The following is an 18,128-nucleotide window of genomic DNA, read 5'->3' as shown; positions in this document are numbered from 1 at the left end:
CTCCTCTCGTGCTGCGTACGGGACGCCTCTCCGCCCGGATCGAACGCCGGACGCTCGTCTCGTCACTCGTGCTCATCGTCCTCGCGCTGGCACTGGGCCTGCTCGGCCTGTGCTTCGGGGCCACCTGGGCCACGCCGGGCGAGGTGTTCGCCGCGTTCACCGGGCAGGGAGACTCGTCGGTCGTCATCCTCGAGTGGCGGCTGCCCCGGGTGACGGCGGCGCTCCTCTTCGGCGCGGCGCTGGGCGTCGCCGGAGCGGTCTTCCAGAACCTCACCCGCAACGCCCTGGGCAGCCCCGACATCATCGGGCTCGACGCGGGCGCCTACACCGGCGCGCTGCTGGTGACCGTCCTGCTGTCGGGCGGCGCCGGGACGCTGGCGGCGGGGTCGATCGCCGGCGGGCTGCTGGCCGCCGCGGCGATCTACCTGCTCTCCTGGAAGTCCGGGATCAGCGGCCTGCGGCTGATCATCATCGGCATCGCGATGAACGCGATCCTCACCGCGGTGAACTCCTGGATCGTGCTGCGCGCCGAACTCGAGGTCGCGATCGCCATGACCAGCTGGAGCGCGGGCTCCCTCAACGGGGTCGGCTGGGACGACCTCGGCCCCGGCATCGCCGTCCTGACCGTGCTCTTCGCACTGATGGCCGTGCTGTCCCGGGCGATGCACCAGAGCGTGCTGGGCGACGAGTTCGCCGCCTCCACCGGCGTCGACCTGAACGTGCTGCGCCCGCTGGTGGTGCTGGTCGGCGTCTGCTGCACCGCCACGGTCACCGCCGTCGCGGGGCCGATCGTGTTCGTCGCGCTGGCCGCCCCGCAGATCGGCCGCCGCCTGGCCGGCGCGGCCGGCGTCCCGTTCGTCCCGGCCGCCCTGACCGGCGCCGTCCTGCTGCTCACCGCCGACCTGGCCGCCCAGATGCTGCTGGCCCCGGTCTCCCTGCCGGTCGGCGTCATGACGACCGCGGTCGGCGGCACCTATTTCATCTGGCTGCTCTTCAAAGAGACGAAAAAATCGTGAAATCTCGCCTCTCCGCCCGCAACCTCACGCTCGCCTACGGCGACCGCGTGATCTCCACGGCGCTCACCTTCGACGTCCCCGACGGCGCCTTCACCGCCGTCGTCGGCGCCAACGCCTGCGGCAAGTCGACGCTCCTGCGCTCCTTCGTCCGGCTGCTCTCCCCCGCCGAGGGCGCCGTCCTCTTCGACGGCCAGGACGTGGCGCGCACCCGCCCCAAGGCGCTCGCCCGCAAGATCGGCTTCCTGCCCCAGTCGGCGGACGCCCCCGAGAACATCCTCGTCCGCCAGCTCGTCGCCCGCGGCCGCTACCCCCACCAGAGCCTCCTGTCCACCTGGTCCCCCGACGACGAGCGCGCCGTCACCGAGGCCATGGCCGCCGCCAACGTCACCGATCTCGCCGACCGCCGCGTCGAGGACCTCTCCGGCGGCCAGCGCCAGCGCGTCTGGGTCGCCATGGTCCTCGCCCAGGAGACCTCCTACCTCCTCCTCGACGAGCCCACCACCTACCTCGACATCGCCCACCAGTACCAGCTGCTCTCCCTCTTCGCCCGCCTCCGCGACGAGGGCCGCACCGTCATCGCCGTCCTCCACGACATCAACCAGGCCTGCCGCTACGCCGACCACCTCATCGCCATGAAGCACGGCGCCATCGTCGCCGAGGGCGCCCCCACCGACATCGTCACCGCCCCCCTGATCGAAAAGGTCTTCGACCTCCCCAACCTCGTCGTCCCCGACCCCGTCACCCGCACCCCCATGATCGTCCCCACGATCTGACCCCCGCCCGATCGGACAGCACACTGGCGACCGATCGGACAGCTACCAAGCGACCATTCGGACAGCAACTCGGCGACTTCCGCGGCCTCCGCCACCTCGCCGACCGCCTCGGTGACGACTTCCTCACCGGCATCGTCCTCTACACCGGCCCCCAGACCCTCTCCTTCGGTCCCCGCCTTCGCGCCATGCCCATCAGCACCCTCTGGGAGGTCTGAACCGACTTCCCTACGGGCCTTCCCGCCGGGCGCTTCCGGCCGGAAGCGCCCGGCGGGTTCGTGTTCGGGGCTGGTTCAGACGTGCGGTGTGTCCTTCTCCAGGGCGGCCAGCCATGCGGCGACATGGGGGTCGGTCCGGGAGAGGCGCCGGAACGCGGCGGCGACCTGCTCGGGGGGCAGGTGCGCGATGAGCTCGTCGGGGAGCGCCAGCAGTTGCGCGAGCTTCTGCCGGTCCGGTGCCTGGGCCAGTTCGCTCGCCCACCGCTTCGCGGACTCCCTGGAGTCCTCACCGGAAGGGCGTTCTTCGTCCTCCGCCAGGTCGCCGACCGTGTCGGCGGAGATGGGCGCCGCAGGCTCCGGCTCCGGCTCCGGCTCCGGACGGCGGACCGGCCGCCACCGGAAGGCGTTGTTCGTCTCGGTGACCTCCTCGAACTCCCCGAGCCGCTTATGGGCGCGCCGCCAGGCCTTGTCCACGGTCACGGAGTCGAGCCCGAGCTCGACCAGCTGCTTCTTGAGGTCCGCCGCCCGCTGACGGCCGCCGCCCTCCCTCAGCACCTGGGCGAAAACCCCGACCGCGTCCTGCCGCAGCCGCTCGGCGAGCCTCCCCGGGTCGGCGAACGCCTCATGCCGCAGGCTCCCCCGCGGCATGAACGTGGTGGTGGCGCTGATCCGGACTTCCTCCTCCGACCCGTCGTCCTCCCACCGGACGGTGAGCATCCCCTTGTCCTTTGCCAGGAGTTCCCCGGTACGCACCGGCCCCTCCGGCCCGGACGGCTTACTGACGACGACGATCTCAGGGTTCTGCACGGCTGTAACTGTAGAGGGCCGCCCGAAGGAGACGCCGAGTCAAGCCATGGAGGCGACTTCGATGGACCTCTCCCACGCGGCTTGGCACAAGATCACTGGATAAGCCATCGACGTGGTCTGGTTCGCGGTGCGGGTGTCAGGATCGGCGATATGACGTTGTGCGACTATTTTTCCGCTGCTGACGACCCGACCGCGGTCGCTGTGATCCAGGTGGTTGGGGGGCCGAGTCGGGCCGCGCATGACGTGGTCTTTCTCAAGAACATCGATCCGGTCGTGGCCATGGCGCAGCTCGAAGCCATCATGACGGGATGCAGCTATGCGGAGGCCTGTCGGCGACCGCGGGCCGGGGAGTTGCTGTCTCCGCCCGAAGGCGAGGGGCCGTTCGTGTTCAGCCTGTCGGACACGTTGGCCGAGGCTCTCGTCGCTGCGACGCGGGGTGACCTCGCGCGTTCGGCCGGATCGTGGTCCGGGACTCCTGAGCTGCGGCAGGCCCGTGTCGACGCCGACATGGCGGCCGGCGTCCTGGAGGATCTGGCCGGGCTGGCCCGGCGGGCTCGGGCGGACGGTCTGCGTCTGTATTGCTGGTGGGCATTGTGAGGGGGTGAAAGTGCCGTTTCCGGAGGGAGTCAGTCCTCGGGGGACGGGGTGAGGGCTCTGAGGGCCTCTCTTGTCTTGTCGTCGGCTGGGAAGAAGGACTCGATGGCGAGTTCGGCGACGGTGATGTCGACGGCGGTGCCGAAGACCGTCATGGTGCTGAAGAAGGTGAGTTCGGTGTCGGCGGCGCGGAGGCGCAGGGGGACGAGGACGTCGGCGGCGGTGTCGGCGGGGGCGGGGTGGGAGGGGGTGCCGCCGGGGTAGGCGGCCACCTCGTCGTACAGGTCGGCCAGGGTGTCGTCGAGGCTCACGGCTATCTGGCGGCGGAGGCGGGCCAGGAGGTGGGCGCGGACTTCGGGCAGGTTGGTGATGTGGCGGGCCAGGCCGTCGGGGTGCAGGGTGACGCGCATGACGTTCACCGGCGGCTCCAGCAGGGACGGGTCGACGAGCTGGGCCAGGAGGACGACGCCGCTGTTCATCTCCAGGGCGTTCCAGAGGCGGTCGACGAGCAGGGCCGGGGTGGGTTCGTGGGCGCGGAGGATGTGGTGGGCGGCGGCTCGTACGGCGTCCAGTTCGACGGAGTCGAGGGTCGTCTCGCGGTAGACGGGGGCGTGTCCGGCGGCCAGGAGCAGGCGGTTGCGTTCGCGGAGCGGCAACTGCAGCCTGTCGGCGAGTTTTCCGATGAGGTCGGGGCTGGGGTTGGCTCTGCCCGTCTCCACGAAACTCAGGTGGCGTTGGGAGACCTCGGTCTGCAGCGCGAGAGCGAACTGGCTGAGGCCTCGCTCTTCCCGCAGTTCGCGCAGCAGCATCCCGACCGGCTGCTGGTGCCGGTACCGGACCGCCGTTCTTCTCGCCTCAGCCCCCATGTTCACCGGCCTCCCGCTCCGCTCCAGCCGAGCGTAGCCTTTCGGACCGCTCGACTCCCGCCCGGGCAGGGGCTCGCGCTCCCGGTTCCGAACTCGACTTCGGTCGCGCCCGGCAGGCCACCGCATTTCCCTGCGTGCCAGGATGTCGGACATGTCGAATGAGCGCTTCGAAGTGAGCAGAGAGATCGCCGCGGCCCCGGAGAAGGTGTTCGCGGTGCTGAGCGACCCCGCCGGGCACGTTCTCATCGACAGCTCCGGAATGCTGCAGTCGGCGGAGGGCGAACCGGTGCGCAAGGCCGGTGACACGTTCGTCGTGCACATGGACCGCGAGTCGCTCAACGACTTCCCGCTCGGCAAGTACGACGTCACGGTGATCATCACCGAGTTCGAGCAGGACGCGCACATCCAGTGGACGATCCACGGCGCGATCAAGCCGCCGCTGCGCCACCTCTACGGCTACCGGCTGGCGCCGAGCGAGACCGGCACCCTGGTGACGTCCTACTACGACTGGAGCCAGATCGACGACGCCTACCGCGGCACGGGCATCTTCCCCGTGATCCCCGAGGCCGGCCTCCGCGCCACCCTCGGCATCCTCGCCCGCAGCCTCGAAGAGCCGCCGCCGGGCACCCGGCCCGTCTCCGTCCTCGGCCTCTGACCACGCGGCCCGAGGCCGAAGAGCACGGGTCGAGCGGGATCGTCCCGTTTGGTGGACAATCTTGGTCATGCGCATGCGGTGCGGGATTCTCGGCGCGGTGACGATCTGGGACGAGCGGGGCGACGCGATCTCCGTCGGGGGGCCGCGCGTGCGGGCGTTGCTGGCGTTGCTGGCCCTCAACGCGGACAAGGCGGTGCCGGTCGAGGCGCTCATCGACGGCCTGTACGGGGACGAGCCGCCCGCGGGCGCGGGGAACGCGCTGCAGTCGCAGGTGTCGCGGCTGCGCCGGGCGCTCAAGGGCCTGGCCGAGGTCGAGGCGTCGGGAGCCGGCTACCGGCTCGCCGTCGATCCCCAGGCCGTGGACGCGCACCGGTTCCTGCGCCTGGTCGCCGAGGCGGCCGGGCGGGACGCCGCCGCGAAGGCGCGGCTCCTGGACGAGGCCCTCGGCCTGTGGCGCGGCCGTGCCCTCGCCGACGCGCCCGAACTGCGCGGACACGCGCTGCGCTTCGAGGAGGCGCGGATCACCGCCGTCGAGGACCGCGCCGCGGCCCGCCTGGAGCTCGGAGGCCACCGCGACCTCGTCTCCCCGCTGCGCGAACTCGTCGAGGCGCATCCCCTGCGCGAACGGCCCCGGGCCCTGCTCATGCGGGCGCTGTACGGCTCGGGCCGACAGAGCGAGGCTCTCGAACTCTACGAGCGGACCCGCCGCATGCTCGCGGACGAGCTGGGCACCGACCCGTCCGCCGACCTGGCGGAGGTCCACCTGGCGATCCTCCGCGGCGAACCGGAGCCCGTGGCCGGACCGATGGCGACGGACGACCCGCGCGCCTCACTCGGCGCGGTTCCCGGACCGGAAACGGCGATCGGTACGGGAACGGCTCCTGGGACGGGAACCGCGGCCGGACCGGGGGCGGCGGAGGCGTCCGGCCGGGCACGGGTGCCCGCGCAGTTCACCAGCTTCGTCGGCAGGGACGACGACCTGGCGCGGATCGCGGTCCTGCTCGGCGAGGGCCGCCTGGTGACCCTGACGGGTCCGGGCGGCACGGGCAAGACGCGGCTCGCGATCGAGGCGGGGGGCAGGGCCGGGGCGACGTTCGTGGACTTCGCGGCCGTCTCCGCCGGTGAGGGCGAGACCGTCCTGGCCCGGGCGGTGATGGGCGCTCTCGGGCTGCGGGAGGCGGGCGTCCTGCCGTCCGGGGAGCGGCTCGGACCCGCCGCGCTCCTGGAAACCGCGCTCGGTGACCGGCCCGTGCTGCTCATCTTCGACAACTGCGAGCATGTCATCGGCGCGGCGGCCACGCTGGCGCGGCGTCTTCTGGGCGCCTGCCCCGGGCTGCGCGTCCTCGCCACCAGCCGGGAGGCCCTCGGGATCACCGGCGAGACGATCTGGCCGGTGCGCCAGCTGCCCGTGCCCAGCGTCCGCGCGACGTTGGCGGAGGCCGTCTCGGCCCCGGCCGTCCGGCTGTTCATCGACCGGGGGTCCGCCGCGAATCCCGCCTTCGCGGTCACCGCGGCCAACCTGGAGGACGTCGTCCGCATCTGCGAGGCGCTCGACGGCCAGCCGCTGGCCATCGAGCTCGCCGCCGCACGGCTGCGGGCGCTGTCCGTGACGGAGATCGCGGACCGCCTGGACGACAGGTTCCGGCTCCTGTCGCGCGGCGACCGCACGCAGAATCCCCGGCACCAGACGCTCCGCGCGGTCGTCGAGTGGAGCTGGGACCTGCTCGGCCCGGACGAGCAGCGGCTGGCCCGCCGGCTCAGCGTCTTCACCGGCGAGTTCACCGCCGTGTCCGCCCGGGAGGTCTGCGGCGGCGACGAGGACCTGCTGCTCGACCTCGCCGACCGCTCCCTCCTGCAGCGCACGCCTTCCGGCCGCTACCGGATGCTCCAGACGATCTACGCCTACTGCGCGGAGCAGCTCGCGGCGACCGGCGAGGAGCGGGAGCTGCGGCGGGCGCACGCGGCGTACTTCCTGGAGTTCGCCCGCGAAGCCGACGGCCATCTGCGCGGAGCCGAGCAGCTGACCTGGCTGGAACGGCTCGACACCGACCAGGAGAACCTGCACGCCGCCCTCCGCTGGGCCCTCGACACCGACGTCCCTCTGGCGTTGCGGCTGATCGGCGTCCTGTCCGCCTACTGGTGGCTGCGCGGCATCCGCAGCGAAGGCTCGGAGGCCGGGCTGCGGCTGCTGGAGGCGCTCGGCGACGCGCCTCCGCCGGAGTTCGACGAGGAGTACGTGGTGGCCGTGGCGCTGGTGGCCCTGGGCAACCAGGAGGTGCCGGAGCTGCCGTCCCTGGTGGAGCGCAGCGAACGGCTCCTCGACGGCATCCGCCGGCCGCTGCGGCAGCCCTTCCTGCTCGCGATGTGGGCGCTGACCGCCGGGCCGCCGGGCGGCGCCGAGGAGGTCGACCGGCTGATGGAGCGGCGCGGGCACCAGTTCGTCGGGCATCCGTGGAACCAGGCGCTGGTCGAGATGGGCGCCGCCTACCTCCACCTGTTCGAGGGACGCCCCGAGCTCACCGAGCCGCACATGGACCGGGCGCTGGCCACCTTCCGCTCGCTCGGTGAACGCTGGGGGACGACCCAGGCGCTCGACGCCCTCGCCAGCGTCGCCCACGAGACGGGCGACCCGGCGCGCGCCCTGGACCTGCTGGAGGAGGCGCTGGTCCTCGTCCGCGAGCTGCGCTCGGCGAGCGACACCGCGGAGATCCTGTACCGCCGCGGCGACATCCTGACCGTCCTCGACCGCCGCGACGAGGCCCGCGCCTCCTACCTCGCGTCCGCGGACGAGGCGCGCCGCGCCGGCCTCCAGAACACCTTCGCCGCCGCCCAGTGCGGCCTGGGCGACGCGGCCCGGCTCGAAGGCGACGCGGCCGCGGCCGCCGCCCACTACGAACGCGCCCTGGCCGACTGCCCTCCCCGCTGGTACACCGCCGAGCTCCGCGCCCGCGCCCGGCTGGGCCTGGCCCTCCTCGCCCGCGACCGCGGCGACCGCACCGCCGCCCTCGCCCACGCCACCGCCGCCGCGGAGGCCGCACGCGCCTACCGCATGGACCACTCCCGCACCGCGGAGATCACCGCGCTCCTGTCGTCCCTGGAGGCACCGCCGGTGGACGCCCGGCCGGAGTGAGCGAGCCCCCTCTCCCACGAGGCCGTGACGCCGTGCGCCCCGCCCGCGGTACACGGGGGCGGGGCGGAGCGGAGCCGGTCAGACGGCGACCGCGCTGACCACCGGGACGGCCAGGGCCCGCCGCGTCGCGAGCAGGGACGTGGCCAGGACGACGGCCGCGGTGAGGGCGACGGTCGCGGGGTAGATGAACGGGTCGAGGTCGGGCGTCCAGGTCCCGGTGCGGGCGTAGGAGAAGGGAAGGATGGTGACCAGGGAGGCGAGGGTGCCCAAGACCACCCCGGCGACGGTGACCGCCAGCCCCTCCAGGACGGCCATCCGCTGGACCTGGCCGGGGGTGGCGCCCGCCAGGCGGTACTGGGCGAACTCGCGGGTGCGGGCCGCCGTCGAGGCCACCAGGGTGTTGATCAGCATGATGCACAGGAACAGGGAGACCATGCCGGTGACGACGTAGTTGAGGGTCTCGATGGTCCGCTGGCCCTCCTCGGGCAGCAGGCCGGCCGAGGCCTCGCCGTCGAGGTCCTGCATGTACAGGGTGCCGACGCCCATGCCGATGAACAGCACGACCGGGGTCAGCGCGGCGGCGAGCGGCGCGCTGCGGGCGCGGAGCGTCTCGCGGGCCAGCGCGCCCGCCGTGCCGAAGCCGGGCAGCGGCAGCCTCCGGACGATCACCGGCGCGAAGCAGGCCAGTCCGAGCGCGAAGAGGATGTCGGCGGTCCCGGCGTACTGCTGGGCCTCGAAGCCCGCGCCCTTGCCGAGCGTGACGGTCAGCACGGCCAGGGACGCCGCGCCGGCGAGGAACAGCAGCCCGGCCCCGACGCGCCACCCGGTCATCCGGGCCCGCGGCGCCGCGGCCTCTCCCATCGACTCGGTCACCCGCATCCGGGTGACGCGGCGCGCGGTGATGAGCGCGGCGCCCGCCGCGGACAGCAGCGTGATCCCGAAGCCCTGCCCGAGCGCGACCGCGCCGAAGGAGTGCGCGATCCCGGCCTCGACCTGGCCGCTGTCCTGCAGCAGCCCCAGCACCAGGTTCCCGCCCGCCGTCCCGAGCGGGACGGCCAGGGCCGCGCCGACGAGCGCCAGCACCAGCACCTCGGCGAGGATCATCCGGGTGAGCTGGCCGGGCACCGCCCCGGCGCTCTTGAGCAGCGCGATCTCCTTCGTCCGCTGCCGGACGCCCAGCGTGACGGTCGAGGTGACGGCGAAGACCACCAGCAGCAGGCTCCAGCCGCCGACGACGCTTCCCATGATGACCAGGGTCTCCTCGCTCGCCGCGTCGACGCCCGCGCCCAGCGCCGTGTCGGTGAGCGACCCGAACGACATGACCAGCGCCGCGCCGAAGAACAAGGCGAGGAAGGCCGCGACGAAGACGGCGGTGCGGTGCCGCAGGGAGGACAGGGCCAGCGCGAACATCTCAGGCCCCCTTGCGGACGAGCTCGTCGCCCAGGTGGGTCAGCCGCTCGGCGACGGCCTCCGCGGTCGGGTCGATCATGCGTCCGACGAGCCGCCCGTCCGCCAGGAACAGCACGGAGTCGGCGTGCGCGGCGGCGACGGGGTCGTGCGTGACCATCACGAGCGTCTGCCCGTACGTGCGCACCGCCTGCTGGAGCAGCGCCAGGACGGCCCGCGCGCTGCGGGTGTCCAGGGCTCCGGTCGGCTCGTCCGCGAAGATCACCGACGGTGAGGCGACCAGCGCCCGCGCGATCGCCACCCGCTGCTGCTGCCCGCCGGACAGCTCCTGCGGCCGGTGCGACAGCCTGTCCCCCAGCCCGACGGCCCGCAGGACCTCCGCCGCGCGCGCCTCGTCGACACGCCGGCCGGCCAGCCTCAGCGGCAGCGTCACGTTCTGCAGGACGGTCAGCGCGGGCAGCAGGTTGAAGTGCTGGAAGACGAAGCCGATGTGCTCCCTTCGGAACTTCGTCAGCTCCGTCTCGTCGCCCTTCATCTCGTGCCCGGCCACGAAGACCCGCCCTCCGGTCGGCCGCTCCAGCCCCGCCGCGCACTGCAGCAGCGTGGACTTCCCCGACCCGGACGGCCCCATGACCGCCGTGAACGTCCCCGCGGGCAGGCTCAGGGTGACCCCCGCCAGCGCCACCACCTGGTTGCCGTCGGCCCCGTGCACCTTGCGGACTTCGTCGAGCCGCAACGCCTCTGTGTTCGTCATGCCCCGACTGTGCGCCCCGCCGCTGACCGTCACCGCACCGTCCGCTGACCGTGCTCCGTCAGCGGGCGGTGCGCAGGCGTCAGGAGCCGAAGACGAGTTCCACGCGGCGGTTCTTGGCGCGGCCTTCCGGGTTGTCCTTGCCGTTGATCTCGTTGGGCGCCACGGGACGCGCCTCCCCGTAGCCGCGGGCGGTGAGGCCGGTGGCGCCGAGCCGGGCGAGCTCGTCCTTGACGGTGTTCGCGCGGCGCTGGGAGAGCTCCCGGTTGTAGGCGGGCGCGCCGAGGGAGTCGGTGAACCCCCCGATCTCGACCTCGCTCCCCTTCAGCCGTTCGGCCAGCCTGGCGAGGTGCGCCGCCGCCGCGGGCGTGAGCGTCGCCGAGTCGAACTCGAACAGGACGTCGGAGCTGATCCGGATCGTGGTGCCGGCCTCGGTCCGCTCCTCCTCTTCGAGGGGGATCACCGACTCCGCCAGGAGGATCTCCGCCACCACGGGCGCCAGGTCGAGGGGGGACGCGCCGATCGAGGGGTCCGCGCCCGGTTCGGCGGCCGCGACGGCGCCCGGCAGGGCGGCGGCCAGCAGGAAGGCGGCGGCCAGGCGCCTCATCGGCTGACCGGGACGTCGCGGAACGGCGGGTAGTCGTCGAACTGGACGTCGACGGACGCCACGTTCTCGGGCGGCGCGGCGAAGGTGTAGTTCAGCGTGTTCGGCCGGCCGATGTTGTAGTTCTCGTTCCCCGAACCCAGGCTGTTGCCCTCGGAGTCCTTGACGACCAGGTAGCGCTTGAGGTTGACCGGATCGACCAGCGAGACCACCGGAGCGTTCCCGCCGAAGTAGATGAAGGCCAGCGCCGATTCCTTCCCCTCGTAGTGCGGGGTCAGCGTCAGGGTGAGGTTCGCCAGCCTTCCCCGCGCGGTGAGGCTCACCACGGCGAGCTCGAACCTGCCCTTGGGCCCGTCGAACGCGGCCTGCGCGATCGTCTTGCCCGGATCGGCCACCGCCACGTCGCTCTGCGGGGTCTCGGCGCTCCGCGGGGCGTCGGCGGCCTCCGGCGGCGCGCCGTCTCCCCCGCCGCCCGCACTGCATCCCGCCACCAGCACCATCGCGCACACCGACATCACGAGTCTCATGCGATCTAGAGATGTCAGAAAATAGAGCAAAGTTCTAGAGAACAGGATCAAACACGCGTTTCTCTCGTCCGGGCGGGACGAGGGCGGGCGCCGTCCGCGTCCCGGACGGCGCCCGCCTTTCCTCCTCCGTCAGGCGGCGTGGCCGCCGTCGATGGAGAGCTCGGTTCCGGTGACGTACGACGCCTCCGGACCGGCCAGGTAGGCGACCATCGCGGCGACCTCGTCGGCCGTGCCGAACCGCCCGGCGACCGTCAGCTCCGCCTGCCCGGCGGCGTAGGGGCCGTCGGCGGGGTTCATGTCGGTGTCGATCGGCCCGGGGTGGACGATGTTCGCGGTGATGCCGCGGCCGCCCAGCTCACGGGCGAGCGCCTTGGTCATCCCGATCAGCGCGGACTTGCTCATCGCGTACAGCGTCCCGCCGGGACCCGGCACCCGCTGGGCCATGCAGGATCCGATCGTGATGATCCGACCGCCCGCCGTCATCACCGTGGCGGCCGCCTGCGAGGTGAGGAACACGCCGCGGACGTTCACCGCGAGCACCCTGTCGACGTCCGCGAGGGCGAGATCCTCCAGCGGCCCCAGCACGCCGACCCCCGCGTTGTTGACCAGGACGTCCAGCCGCCCGAAGGCCTCCACCGCCTGGCGCACCGTCCCGGCCGCCTCGGCGGCGTCCGCCGCGTCGGCCCGCACCGCGAGCCCCCGCACGCCGGACTCCCGGATCTTCCGGACGACCACCTCGGCGGCGTCCTTCCCCTCCCGGTAGGTCACCACCACGTCGGCGCCCTCCCGGGCGAGCCGCAACGCCGTCGCCGCCCCGATGCCCCGGCTTCCCCCGGTCACCAGTGCCACCGCGCCCTTCATGTTTCCTCCCGTGGTCGGTTTCGTTGACATTTCAAGGAAACCGCCCCCGGGCCCTCCGCACCGGCGGCATTCGGCCCTCCCGCACCGGCGGCATTCGGCCCCCGCGGTGCCGCCCGGCACCCCCGCCCGCTTATCGGGATCAACCATGTCTAAGGTGAAAAACCCCACCGAGAGGAGCGTCCATGATCGAGGAACTGCGCGCCGAACGACGCCGGGTCATCACCACCCTGGAGGGACTGTCGGACCAGGAGTTCGACCACGGCAGGACGCTCTGCGCCGGATGGTCGCCCCGCGACGTGCTCGGCCACCTGATCGGCATCGACTACTTCGCCGCCTCCTACGGCGGCCTGATCCTCGGCGACCCCCGCACGTTCGCGCGCCGGCTCGACGAGGCGAACGCCAGGCAGACCGAGCGGGTCCGCGAGATGCCCCGGACCCGGCTGATGGACTGGGCCGCCACCTGGGCCGTACGCCCCAGCCCCACCACCAGGATGGCCGCCCGCTTCCTCCTCGGCGATCTCGCCGTGCACCACCAGGACATCGTGCGCGGCCAGGGCCTGAGCCGGGAGCTGCCCGACGCCGTCTCGGCCGCGGTCCTGCGCGAGGGGCTCTTCCTGTCCTCCGCGCTGAACAGGCGGGTCTTCGCCCACCGCGTCGTGCCGACCGACGGCGGCCGCCCCGCGGGCCCCAGGAGCGCTCCGCAGGTCCGCGGCACCCGCGAGGCCCTCGGCCTGTGGCTGACCGGCCGCGACGACGTCGTCCCCGAACTCGACTTCGCCTGACCTCCGACGACAGGGACCTTTCTCACGTTTAGGAAATAAACCAATGAATCTGGCGATAAACCCTCCTTATGGGGCATAGGAAAGGACTCAGACCATGAGGACGGCCACCGGGGCGCCGACGCGTGGGCACGTGCCGTCCTTCGCCGCAGGCCGACGAGATCGTGGAGCGATGGCGAACCGAACGACAGACCGGGAGCACCCCGTCGAGAAGGCGGGGCACGGCGACCACCTGTGCCTGGTGTTCGGTGACGACGCTGAGAACCGCCGGGTGGCGGTCCGGTACATGACCGATGGGCTCGCCCTAGGCGAGCGGGTCCTGTACTTCGCCGACCAGAGCAGCCCCGAGACCGTACGGAACTGGCTGCGCGCCGCCCGGGTGGACGTCGACGCGGCCTGCGCCCGCGGACAGCTGCAGGTGGTCACCGTCCGGGAGAGCTACCTGGCCTCCGGCCGCTTCGACCCCGACACCATGATCCAGAACCTGCGCGACGCGGTGCGCGGCAGCCTCGAAGAGGGCTACACCGGCCTGCGCGTCACCGGCGAGATGGGCTGGGCGCTGCGCGACGTGCCCGGAGCCGAACTGCTGCACGAGTACGAGAGCCGGGTCACCGAGGTGTTCACCGGCAACCCCGCCTCGGCGATCTGCCACTACGACGCCCGCCTGTTCGACACCGGCGCCCTCGCCGCCTTCGACCACTGCCACCCCGGGAAGGTGGAGCTCGCCCCGCTGCACGGACACGGCGCCCTGCGCACCATCCCCTCCTTCCAGGACGGCCGACGCGTGCTGCGGGTGGTCGGCAGCGTCGACCTGCAGACCGCCGACCTGCTCGCCGAGGCCCTCCGGGCGGCCTGTGCGTGGCCGGGGGACGTCGAGGTGGACATGAGCGCCCTGGAGTTCATCGACCTCACCGGCCTCCGCCTCCTGGCCCGCACCGCCGACTCCCTGGGTGACGGCAGGGTCCTGCGGGTCTCCCACCTGCCCGAGATGCTGCGCAGGGTCATCCACCTGGCGGGCCTGGACGGGCCGGCGGCCCTGGTCGTCCCCGCCGCGGAGGAGGTCGGCTCCGCGTGAACCCCCTCCACGGGCTGCACGGCTCCATGGTCCACCACGCCCTCATCTACGACACCGACGAGCAGTTCCTCGCCTCGACCGTCCCGTTCTGCCGGGAGGGCCTGGCCCGGGGGGAGGCCGTCCTGGCCGTCACCACCCCGGCCAACATCTCCCTGCTGCGGGAGGCCCTCGGCGCGGACGCCGACCGGGTGGAGTTCGCCCGGACGTCCGACTGGTACCGCACCCCCGGCCGCACGCTGGCCGCCTACCACCGGTACGTCGAGGCCCGCTCCGACCGCCCCGGGATCCGCATCATCGGCGAACCGGAGTGGCTCGGCCGCGACACGCTGGAGAACGACGAGTGGACCCGTTACGAGGCCGCCGTCAACAAGGCGTTCGCCGGCAGCCGCGCCTGGATCGTGTGCCCCTACGACACCCGCGCACTGCCCGTCTCCGTGATCGCCGACGCCCGGCGCACCCACCCCTACCTGATGTACGGCGACTCGGTCCTCCCCAGCCCCCACTACACCCCGCCCGACGGCCCCGAGGGCTCCTGGGAGCGCCACCCCGTGCCCCCCGCCCCCTTCCCCCCTCCGGTCCACATGGACTTCGGCCTCGACCTCTCGGCCGTCCGCGCCTTCACCGCCGCCCACGCCATCAAGCTCGGCCTCCCTCCCGAGAGCGTCGACCGCCTCGTCTTCGCCGTCAACGAGATGGCCTCCAACGCCCTCCAGCACGGCGAAGGCACCCGCTCCTTGACCCTCTGGCGCGACGTCCACCGCGTCATCTGCGACATCACCGACACGGGCAGCGCCACCCCCGCCTGGTACACCGGCTACCTCCCCCCGGCCCCCGACCAGCCGTCCGGCCACGGCATGTGGACCGTCCGCCAGCTCTGCGACCTCGTAGAGGTCCTCCCCCTCGCCCCGGGCACCCTCATCCGCCTCCACATGGACCTCGACCCCACCCTCTGATCTCCCTGATCTCCGCGCCCCCTCCCGTGACCCGGAATAATGCGCCGTGGAATGCGGAAACCGCTCATGGATCTCGGCTGGCTTTCCCTAAAAGCCCCTTATGCCAAGGAGTGGTCACGGTTCCCCAGGACCACCTCTTTGGCCCCAAAACGGGACATAGCGTTGAAGACAGCAGAGTGAAGGAGGAACATCATGCAGGTCAGCAAGAACGCCAAATCCCTGATCGCGGCGTCTACTCTCGCCCTGGCCGCCACCGGCTTCGGAGGCGCGGCCCTGCTGCCCTCCGCCACGGCCGCGCCCGCCAAGGACTGCCGTACCTACTCCAGCGCCACGGTCTGCGGCGAGCTGTCCCTGACCCCCGCCCAGAACACCTGCGTCACCCGTTCGGTCGAGCAGGGCATGACCGAACGCCGCGCCGAGGTCGAGTGCTCCCAGCTCCCCTGACCCGCCCCGCGGCGAGACCGGCCCCGAACCCCTCATCCGGAGGGTCACGCCTCCGAAAACGCCCCAGAAGCCACGGAAACAACTTGGAACGAAGCGCAGGGTCATGCCCGGCGCGAACCTGGAGGGTCGCCGCTTGCGCGGCGGCCCTCCTGTGTTGTTCCGGGGGTGGGGCGGGTCGTCAGTAGATGGAGATGCCGTAGGAGGCGTCGGCGGGGAGTGTCTTGCCTGTGAGGAGCTTGTGCAGGGACTGCTCGGTGTAGAGGTGCTCGGTGACGGGAGCGGTGATCTTCACGGGGGTGCCGTGACCGCTGAAGGTGAGCTTGAAGTTGACGGAGTGCCCGCCCTTCGCGTCGGGGTAGGCCAAGGTCACGTCGAGCGCGCGGATGTCGCCGGCGGAGTCGATGTCGACGGTGCCGCTGCTCGACTCGCGGCCGAACCATTTCTTGACCGCCGGGGTGGTGAAGGAGTAGCGCTCGCCCTTCCAGCCCGGGCCGCCGACGGGGCCCTCCTCCTTGACCTGGTCGGCCTCGCGGATGGCGTCCAGCTCGCCCTGCGGGTCCTGGGCGAAGGACCGGGTCGAGGAGCCGAAGCCCCAGCTGACGTGGTCCATCGGCAGCTTCAGCCAGGCGTTCTCCCCGAGGGGCACCATGACGGGCTTCCAGCCCTTGGGCACCTTCGGCAGGACCTCGTCCATGCCGGAGCCCTTCGAGGCCTTCGCCTCGAGCTTCGGCATGCCCTTGGAGCTCTGCATGGACGCGGGCAGCTTCTGGTACCCGGTTTCGCCGATCATGATGATCTGGCCACCCTCCGGCGATTCGAGGCGGCCCGTGTCGTTTTCGGGGTTGAAGTCGCCCGCCAGCCGGAACGGGTCCCCGCCGGGCGAGGCCTGGGTGACCAGCTCGACGTGGTAAGGCTTGCCCTCGTTGCGCTCGACGGCCTTCAGGACCGTCGCCTGGGCGCTCTGCGGCGTCCCGACCACGGTCAGCGCGACGGCGGCACCCGCGGCGACCGCCCCCGCGGTCATCAGGCCGGCGAGGGCGCCGCGGCGGCGGACCGGGCCGCGACGGGCGGGAAGGTCCAGGCCGTCCAGCAGATCGATGCCCGGGGGCCGGTCCTCGCTGGCGGCGATGAGCAGATGCTTGAGCTCGGCCATGCCGTACTCCTCGTTCCTGTCAGGAGACACTGTCACCGCTCCACACCCCCGCGCTCCGCTCCTTCGTTGACAGCCACCAGCAGATCGTCCGGAAGCGTCGCCCGCAGCGCCGCGAGCCCCCGGTGGGCGTGCGTCTTCACCGAGCCGACCGAGATCCGCATGAGCTCGGCCGTCTGCGCCTCCGACAGGTCCTCGAAGTAGCGCAGCACGAGCGCCGTCCGCTGCCGCGGCGGAAGCGTCAGCAGCGCCCGCCGCACCACCTCGGCCACGGCCTGCCGCTCCGCGGCGTCGTCGTCCGACGCCCGGTCGGGCACCGCCGCCAGCGGAGCCTCCCGCCTCCAGCGCGCCCGCCACCAGCTCCGCTGCGTGTTCACCATGATCTTGCGCAGATAGGCGTCCGGCTCAGAGCCGGTGTCCAGCCGGTCCCACACCCGGTACAGCTTGGCCAGCGAGGTCTGCGTCAGATCCTGCGCCGCCTGCCAGTCCCCGGTGAGCAGCACCGCCGTACGCAGATGCCGGTCCCCCCGCAGCCGCACGAACTCCACGAAGTCCACACACACTCCCTCAGGCAGGTCCCCCGACCGGGAACCGGTGCCTGCAGACACGCGGCGAGCTCCGCCAAAGGTTGACACGCCCCCAAGGCCCACGTGGAAGACCGGACATGCTCGACCTGCCGCTTCTCCGTCCGAGCTCAAGTCCGTCCAGGCCGAGCGGCCGCACGACCTGCGGCACGCCCGGCTGCCGATCCGGCCGAACTCCGGGGTGGTTCCGGCCCGGATCTCCGCATGGGAGAGCGACAGCGTCCCCGTGACCTCGGTATCCGGCTATGAGCCGGCCGTCCTCTACATGACCGAGGACACCATGGGCACACCGAACCGTCAGGGCTCCTGGGGCCGAACGCCCAGCGCCTTGAGGACGGCGGAGAGCCGTCCCTCGAGCGGACCGTCGAGCTCCAGGACCGGAACATCCGCCCAGGCGTCCAACGGGTCGGCGTGGACGAGTTCGAGGAGGGCGTCGTTCATGTCCGCCCGGAGCCGGGGCATCTCGGCCCGGGGCAGCACCCGCTCCGTCTCCGCGGTGATGGGTGTGACGACCAGCAGGTCGAGGGTCGCGAACGCCGACCGGAGCGCCGCCGCACCGACCAGGTCCTCGGGATCGACACCGGTCACCGCAAGGTAGGCGAGGTAGTCCACAGGAGTGCGGTCGAAGACGATCGCGTCCTGCGGCGAGCCCAGGCCCGCCATCGAGCGGGCGAAGAGCACCCGGTAGTCCTCGGCCGACGGCGGGAACCCGAACTCATACCCTTCCTCGTCGAGCAGGTGGTACGGCTCTTCCGCCATCACGTGCCCGGCCAACCGACCGGCCAGCGCCTCGGCCAACGTCGTCTTCCCGGTCCCGTGCGTCCCGGAGATCCCCACCCTCACCGCTGGCTCCCGCCCTCTGGTCCGACAAAGGCAAAGATCATACGACCGGTGGTCCAAGCGAAACGGCCCCCGCCCTGCTTCCGCAGGTCGGGGG

At 72.2% G+C, this 18,128-nt stretch carries 19 protein-coding genes; 9 read left to right on the top strand and 10 right to left on the bottom strand.

Annotation, left to right across the window (positions count from 1 at the left end):
• Positions 1-8 precede the first annotated feature (8 nt).
• Both ABD140_RS27655 and ABD140_RS27650 read left to right on the top strand, forming a co-directional pair.
• Positions 9-1,016: a FecCD family ABC transporter permease gene (locus ABD140_RS27655; RefSeq protein WP_344243936.1), complete on the top strand. Its 1,008-nt coding sequence runs from the start codon at positions 9-11 to the stop codon at positions 1,014-1,016.
• Complete coding sequence (locus tag ABD140_RS27650; RefSeq protein ID WP_344244040.1) at positions 1,010-1,789, top strand: ABC transporter ATP-binding protein; 780 nt, start codon at positions 1,010-1,012, stop codon at positions 1,787-1,789. Before ABD140_RS27655 ends, ABD140_RS27650 begins: the two co-directional genes overlap by 7 nt.
• A gap of 290 nt (positions 1,790-2,079) precedes the next feature.
• Here ABD140_RS27650 and ABD140_RS27645 read toward each other — a convergent pair whose 3' ends face one another.
• A complete protein-coding gene (locus ABD140_RS27645) occupies positions 2,080-2,811 on the bottom strand; it encodes a hypothetical protein (protein WP_344243935.1) in 732 nt (243 codons plus the stop codon).
• Positions 2,812-2,961: 150 nt separating this feature from the next.
• On the opposite strand from ABD140_RS27645, the gene ABD140_RS27640 reads away from it, so the two are divergent.
• The gene (locus ABD140_RS27640) at positions 2,962-3,408 is read left to right on the top strand and encodes a hypothetical protein (RefSeq protein ID WP_344243934.1); all 447 of its coding nucleotides are present in this window, start codon (positions 2,962-2,964) and stop codon (positions 3,406-3,408) included.
• Positions 3,409-3,437: 29 nt separating this feature from the next.
• Here ABD140_RS27640 and ABD140_RS27635 read toward each other — a convergent pair whose 3' ends face one another.
• Positions 3,438-4,271, bottom strand: a complete 834-nt coding sequence (locus ABD140_RS27635; protein WP_344244039.1) for a helix-turn-helix domain-containing protein — start codon at positions 4,269-4,271, stop codon at positions 3,438-3,440.
• A gap of 151 nt (positions 4,272-4,422) precedes the next feature.
• Between ABD140_RS27635 and ABD140_RS27630 the strand changes: the two genes are divergently transcribed.
• Together ABD140_RS27630 and ABD140_RS27625 are read left to right on the top strand one after the other, a co-directional pair.
• Complete coding sequence (locus ABD140_RS27630; RefSeq protein ID WP_344243933.1) at positions 4,423-4,926, top strand: SRPBCC family protein; 504 nt, start codon at positions 4,423-4,425, stop codon at positions 4,924-4,926.
• Positions 4,927-4,993: 67 nt separating this feature from the next.
• On the top strand, positions 4,994-8,056 hold the full coding sequence (locus ABD140_RS27625) for an AfsR/SARP family transcriptional regulator (RefSeq protein WP_344243932.1): 3,063 nt from the start codon (positions 4,994-4,996) through the stop codon (positions 8,054-8,056).
• Positions 8,057-8,134: 78 nt separating this feature from the next.
• On the opposite strand, the gene ABD140_RS27620 is transcribed toward ABD140_RS27625, so the two are convergent.
• The 5 genes from ABD140_RS27620 to ABD140_RS27600 all read right to left on the bottom strand — a co-directional run bounded on the left by ABD140_RS27620 (position 8,135) and on the right by ABD140_RS27600 (position 12,206).
• A complete protein-coding gene (locus ABD140_RS27620; protein WP_344243931.1) occupies positions 8,135-9,466 on the bottom strand; it encodes an ABC transporter permease in 1,332 nt (443 codons plus the stop codon).
• Position 9,467: 1 nt separating this feature from the next.
• Positions 9,468-10,217: an ABC transporter ATP-binding protein gene (locus tag ABD140_RS27615; RefSeq protein WP_344243930.1), complete on the bottom strand. Its 750-nt coding sequence runs from the start codon at positions 10,215-10,217 to the stop codon at positions 9,468-9,470.
• Between the two features lie 79 nt (positions 10,218-10,296).
• Entirely contained in the window at positions 10,297-10,821 is a 525-nt protein-coding gene (locus ABD140_RS27610) for an OmpA family protein (RefSeq protein WP_344243929.1), read from the bottom strand.
• Entirely contained in the window at positions 10,818-11,345 is a 528-nt protein-coding gene (locus ABD140_RS27605; protein WP_344243928.1) for a hypothetical protein, read from the bottom strand. Before ABD140_RS27605 ends, ABD140_RS27610 begins: the two co-directional genes overlap by 4 nt.
• Positions 11,346-11,474: 129 nt before the next feature.
• Positions 11,475-12,206, bottom strand: a complete 732-nt coding sequence (locus ABD140_RS27600; protein ID WP_344243927.1) for an SDR family NAD(P)-dependent oxidoreductase — start codon at positions 12,204-12,206, stop codon at positions 11,475-11,477.
• A 182-nt stretch (positions 12,207-12,388) separates the two neighbouring features.
• Between ABD140_RS27600 and ABD140_RS27595 the strand changes: the two genes are divergently transcribed.
• From ABD140_RS27595 to ABD140_RS27580, 4 genes are all read left to right on the top strand, one after another.
• Positions 12,389-12,988 (top strand): maleylpyruvate isomerase family mycothiol-dependent enzyme, encoded by a 600-nt coding sequence (locus ABD140_RS27595; protein WP_344243926.1) that lies wholly within the window; start codon positions 12,389-12,391, stop codon positions 12,986-12,988.
• 169 nt (positions 12,989-13,157) lie between these two features.
• Positions 13,158-14,060 carry an MEDS domain-containing protein gene (locus ABD140_RS27590; RefSeq protein WP_344243925.1) on the top strand — a complete coding sequence of 301 codons (903 nt, stop codon included), beginning with the start codon at positions 13,158-13,160 and terminating at the stop codon, positions 14,058-14,060.
• Positions 14,057-15,013: an anti-sigma factor RsbA family regulatory protein gene (locus tag ABD140_RS27585; RefSeq protein ID WP_344243924.1), complete on the top strand. Its 957-nt coding sequence runs from the start codon at positions 14,057-14,059 to the stop codon at positions 15,011-15,013. Before ABD140_RS27590 ends, ABD140_RS27585 begins: the two co-directional genes overlap by 4 nt.
• Positions 15,014-15,205: 192 nt before the next feature.
• The gene (locus tag ABD140_RS27580) at positions 15,206-15,457 is read left to right on the top strand and encodes a hypothetical protein (RefSeq protein WP_344243923.1); all 252 of its coding nucleotides are present in this window, start codon (positions 15,206-15,208) and stop codon (positions 15,455-15,457) included.
• 178 nt (positions 15,458-15,635) lie between these two features.
• Here the strand turns inward: ABD140_RS27580 and ABD140_RS27575 are convergent, their stop codons facing one another.
• From ABD140_RS27575 to ABD140_RS27565, 3 genes are all read right to left on the bottom strand, one after another.
• A complete protein-coding gene (locus tag ABD140_RS27575) occupies positions 15,636-16,610 on the bottom strand; it encodes a hypothetical protein (protein ID WP_344243922.1) in 975 nt (324 codons plus the stop codon).
• Positions 16,611-16,642: 32 nt separating this feature from the next.
• Positions 16,643-17,164: a SigE family RNA polymerase sigma factor gene (locus tag ABD140_RS27570; RefSeq protein WP_344243921.1), complete on the bottom strand. Its 522-nt coding sequence runs from the start codon at positions 17,162-17,164 to the stop codon at positions 16,643-16,645.
• Between the two features lie 324 nt (positions 17,165-17,488).
• Entirely contained in the window at positions 17,489-18,034 is a 546-nt protein-coding gene (locus ABD140_RS27565) for an AAA family ATPase (RefSeq protein ID WP_344243920.1), read from the bottom strand.
• Positions 18,035-18,128: the final 94 nt, after the last annotated feature.

The organism is Actinocorallia libanotica (genome assembly GCF_039525175.1).
Taxonomy (GTDB): Bacteria; Actinomycetota; Actinomycetes; order Streptosporangiales; family Streptosporangiaceae; genus Actinocorallia; species Actinocorallia libanotica.
The sequence above is the reverse complement of the archived record's forward strand: the minus strand, read 5'-3'. Positions and strand labels throughout refer to the sequence as shown.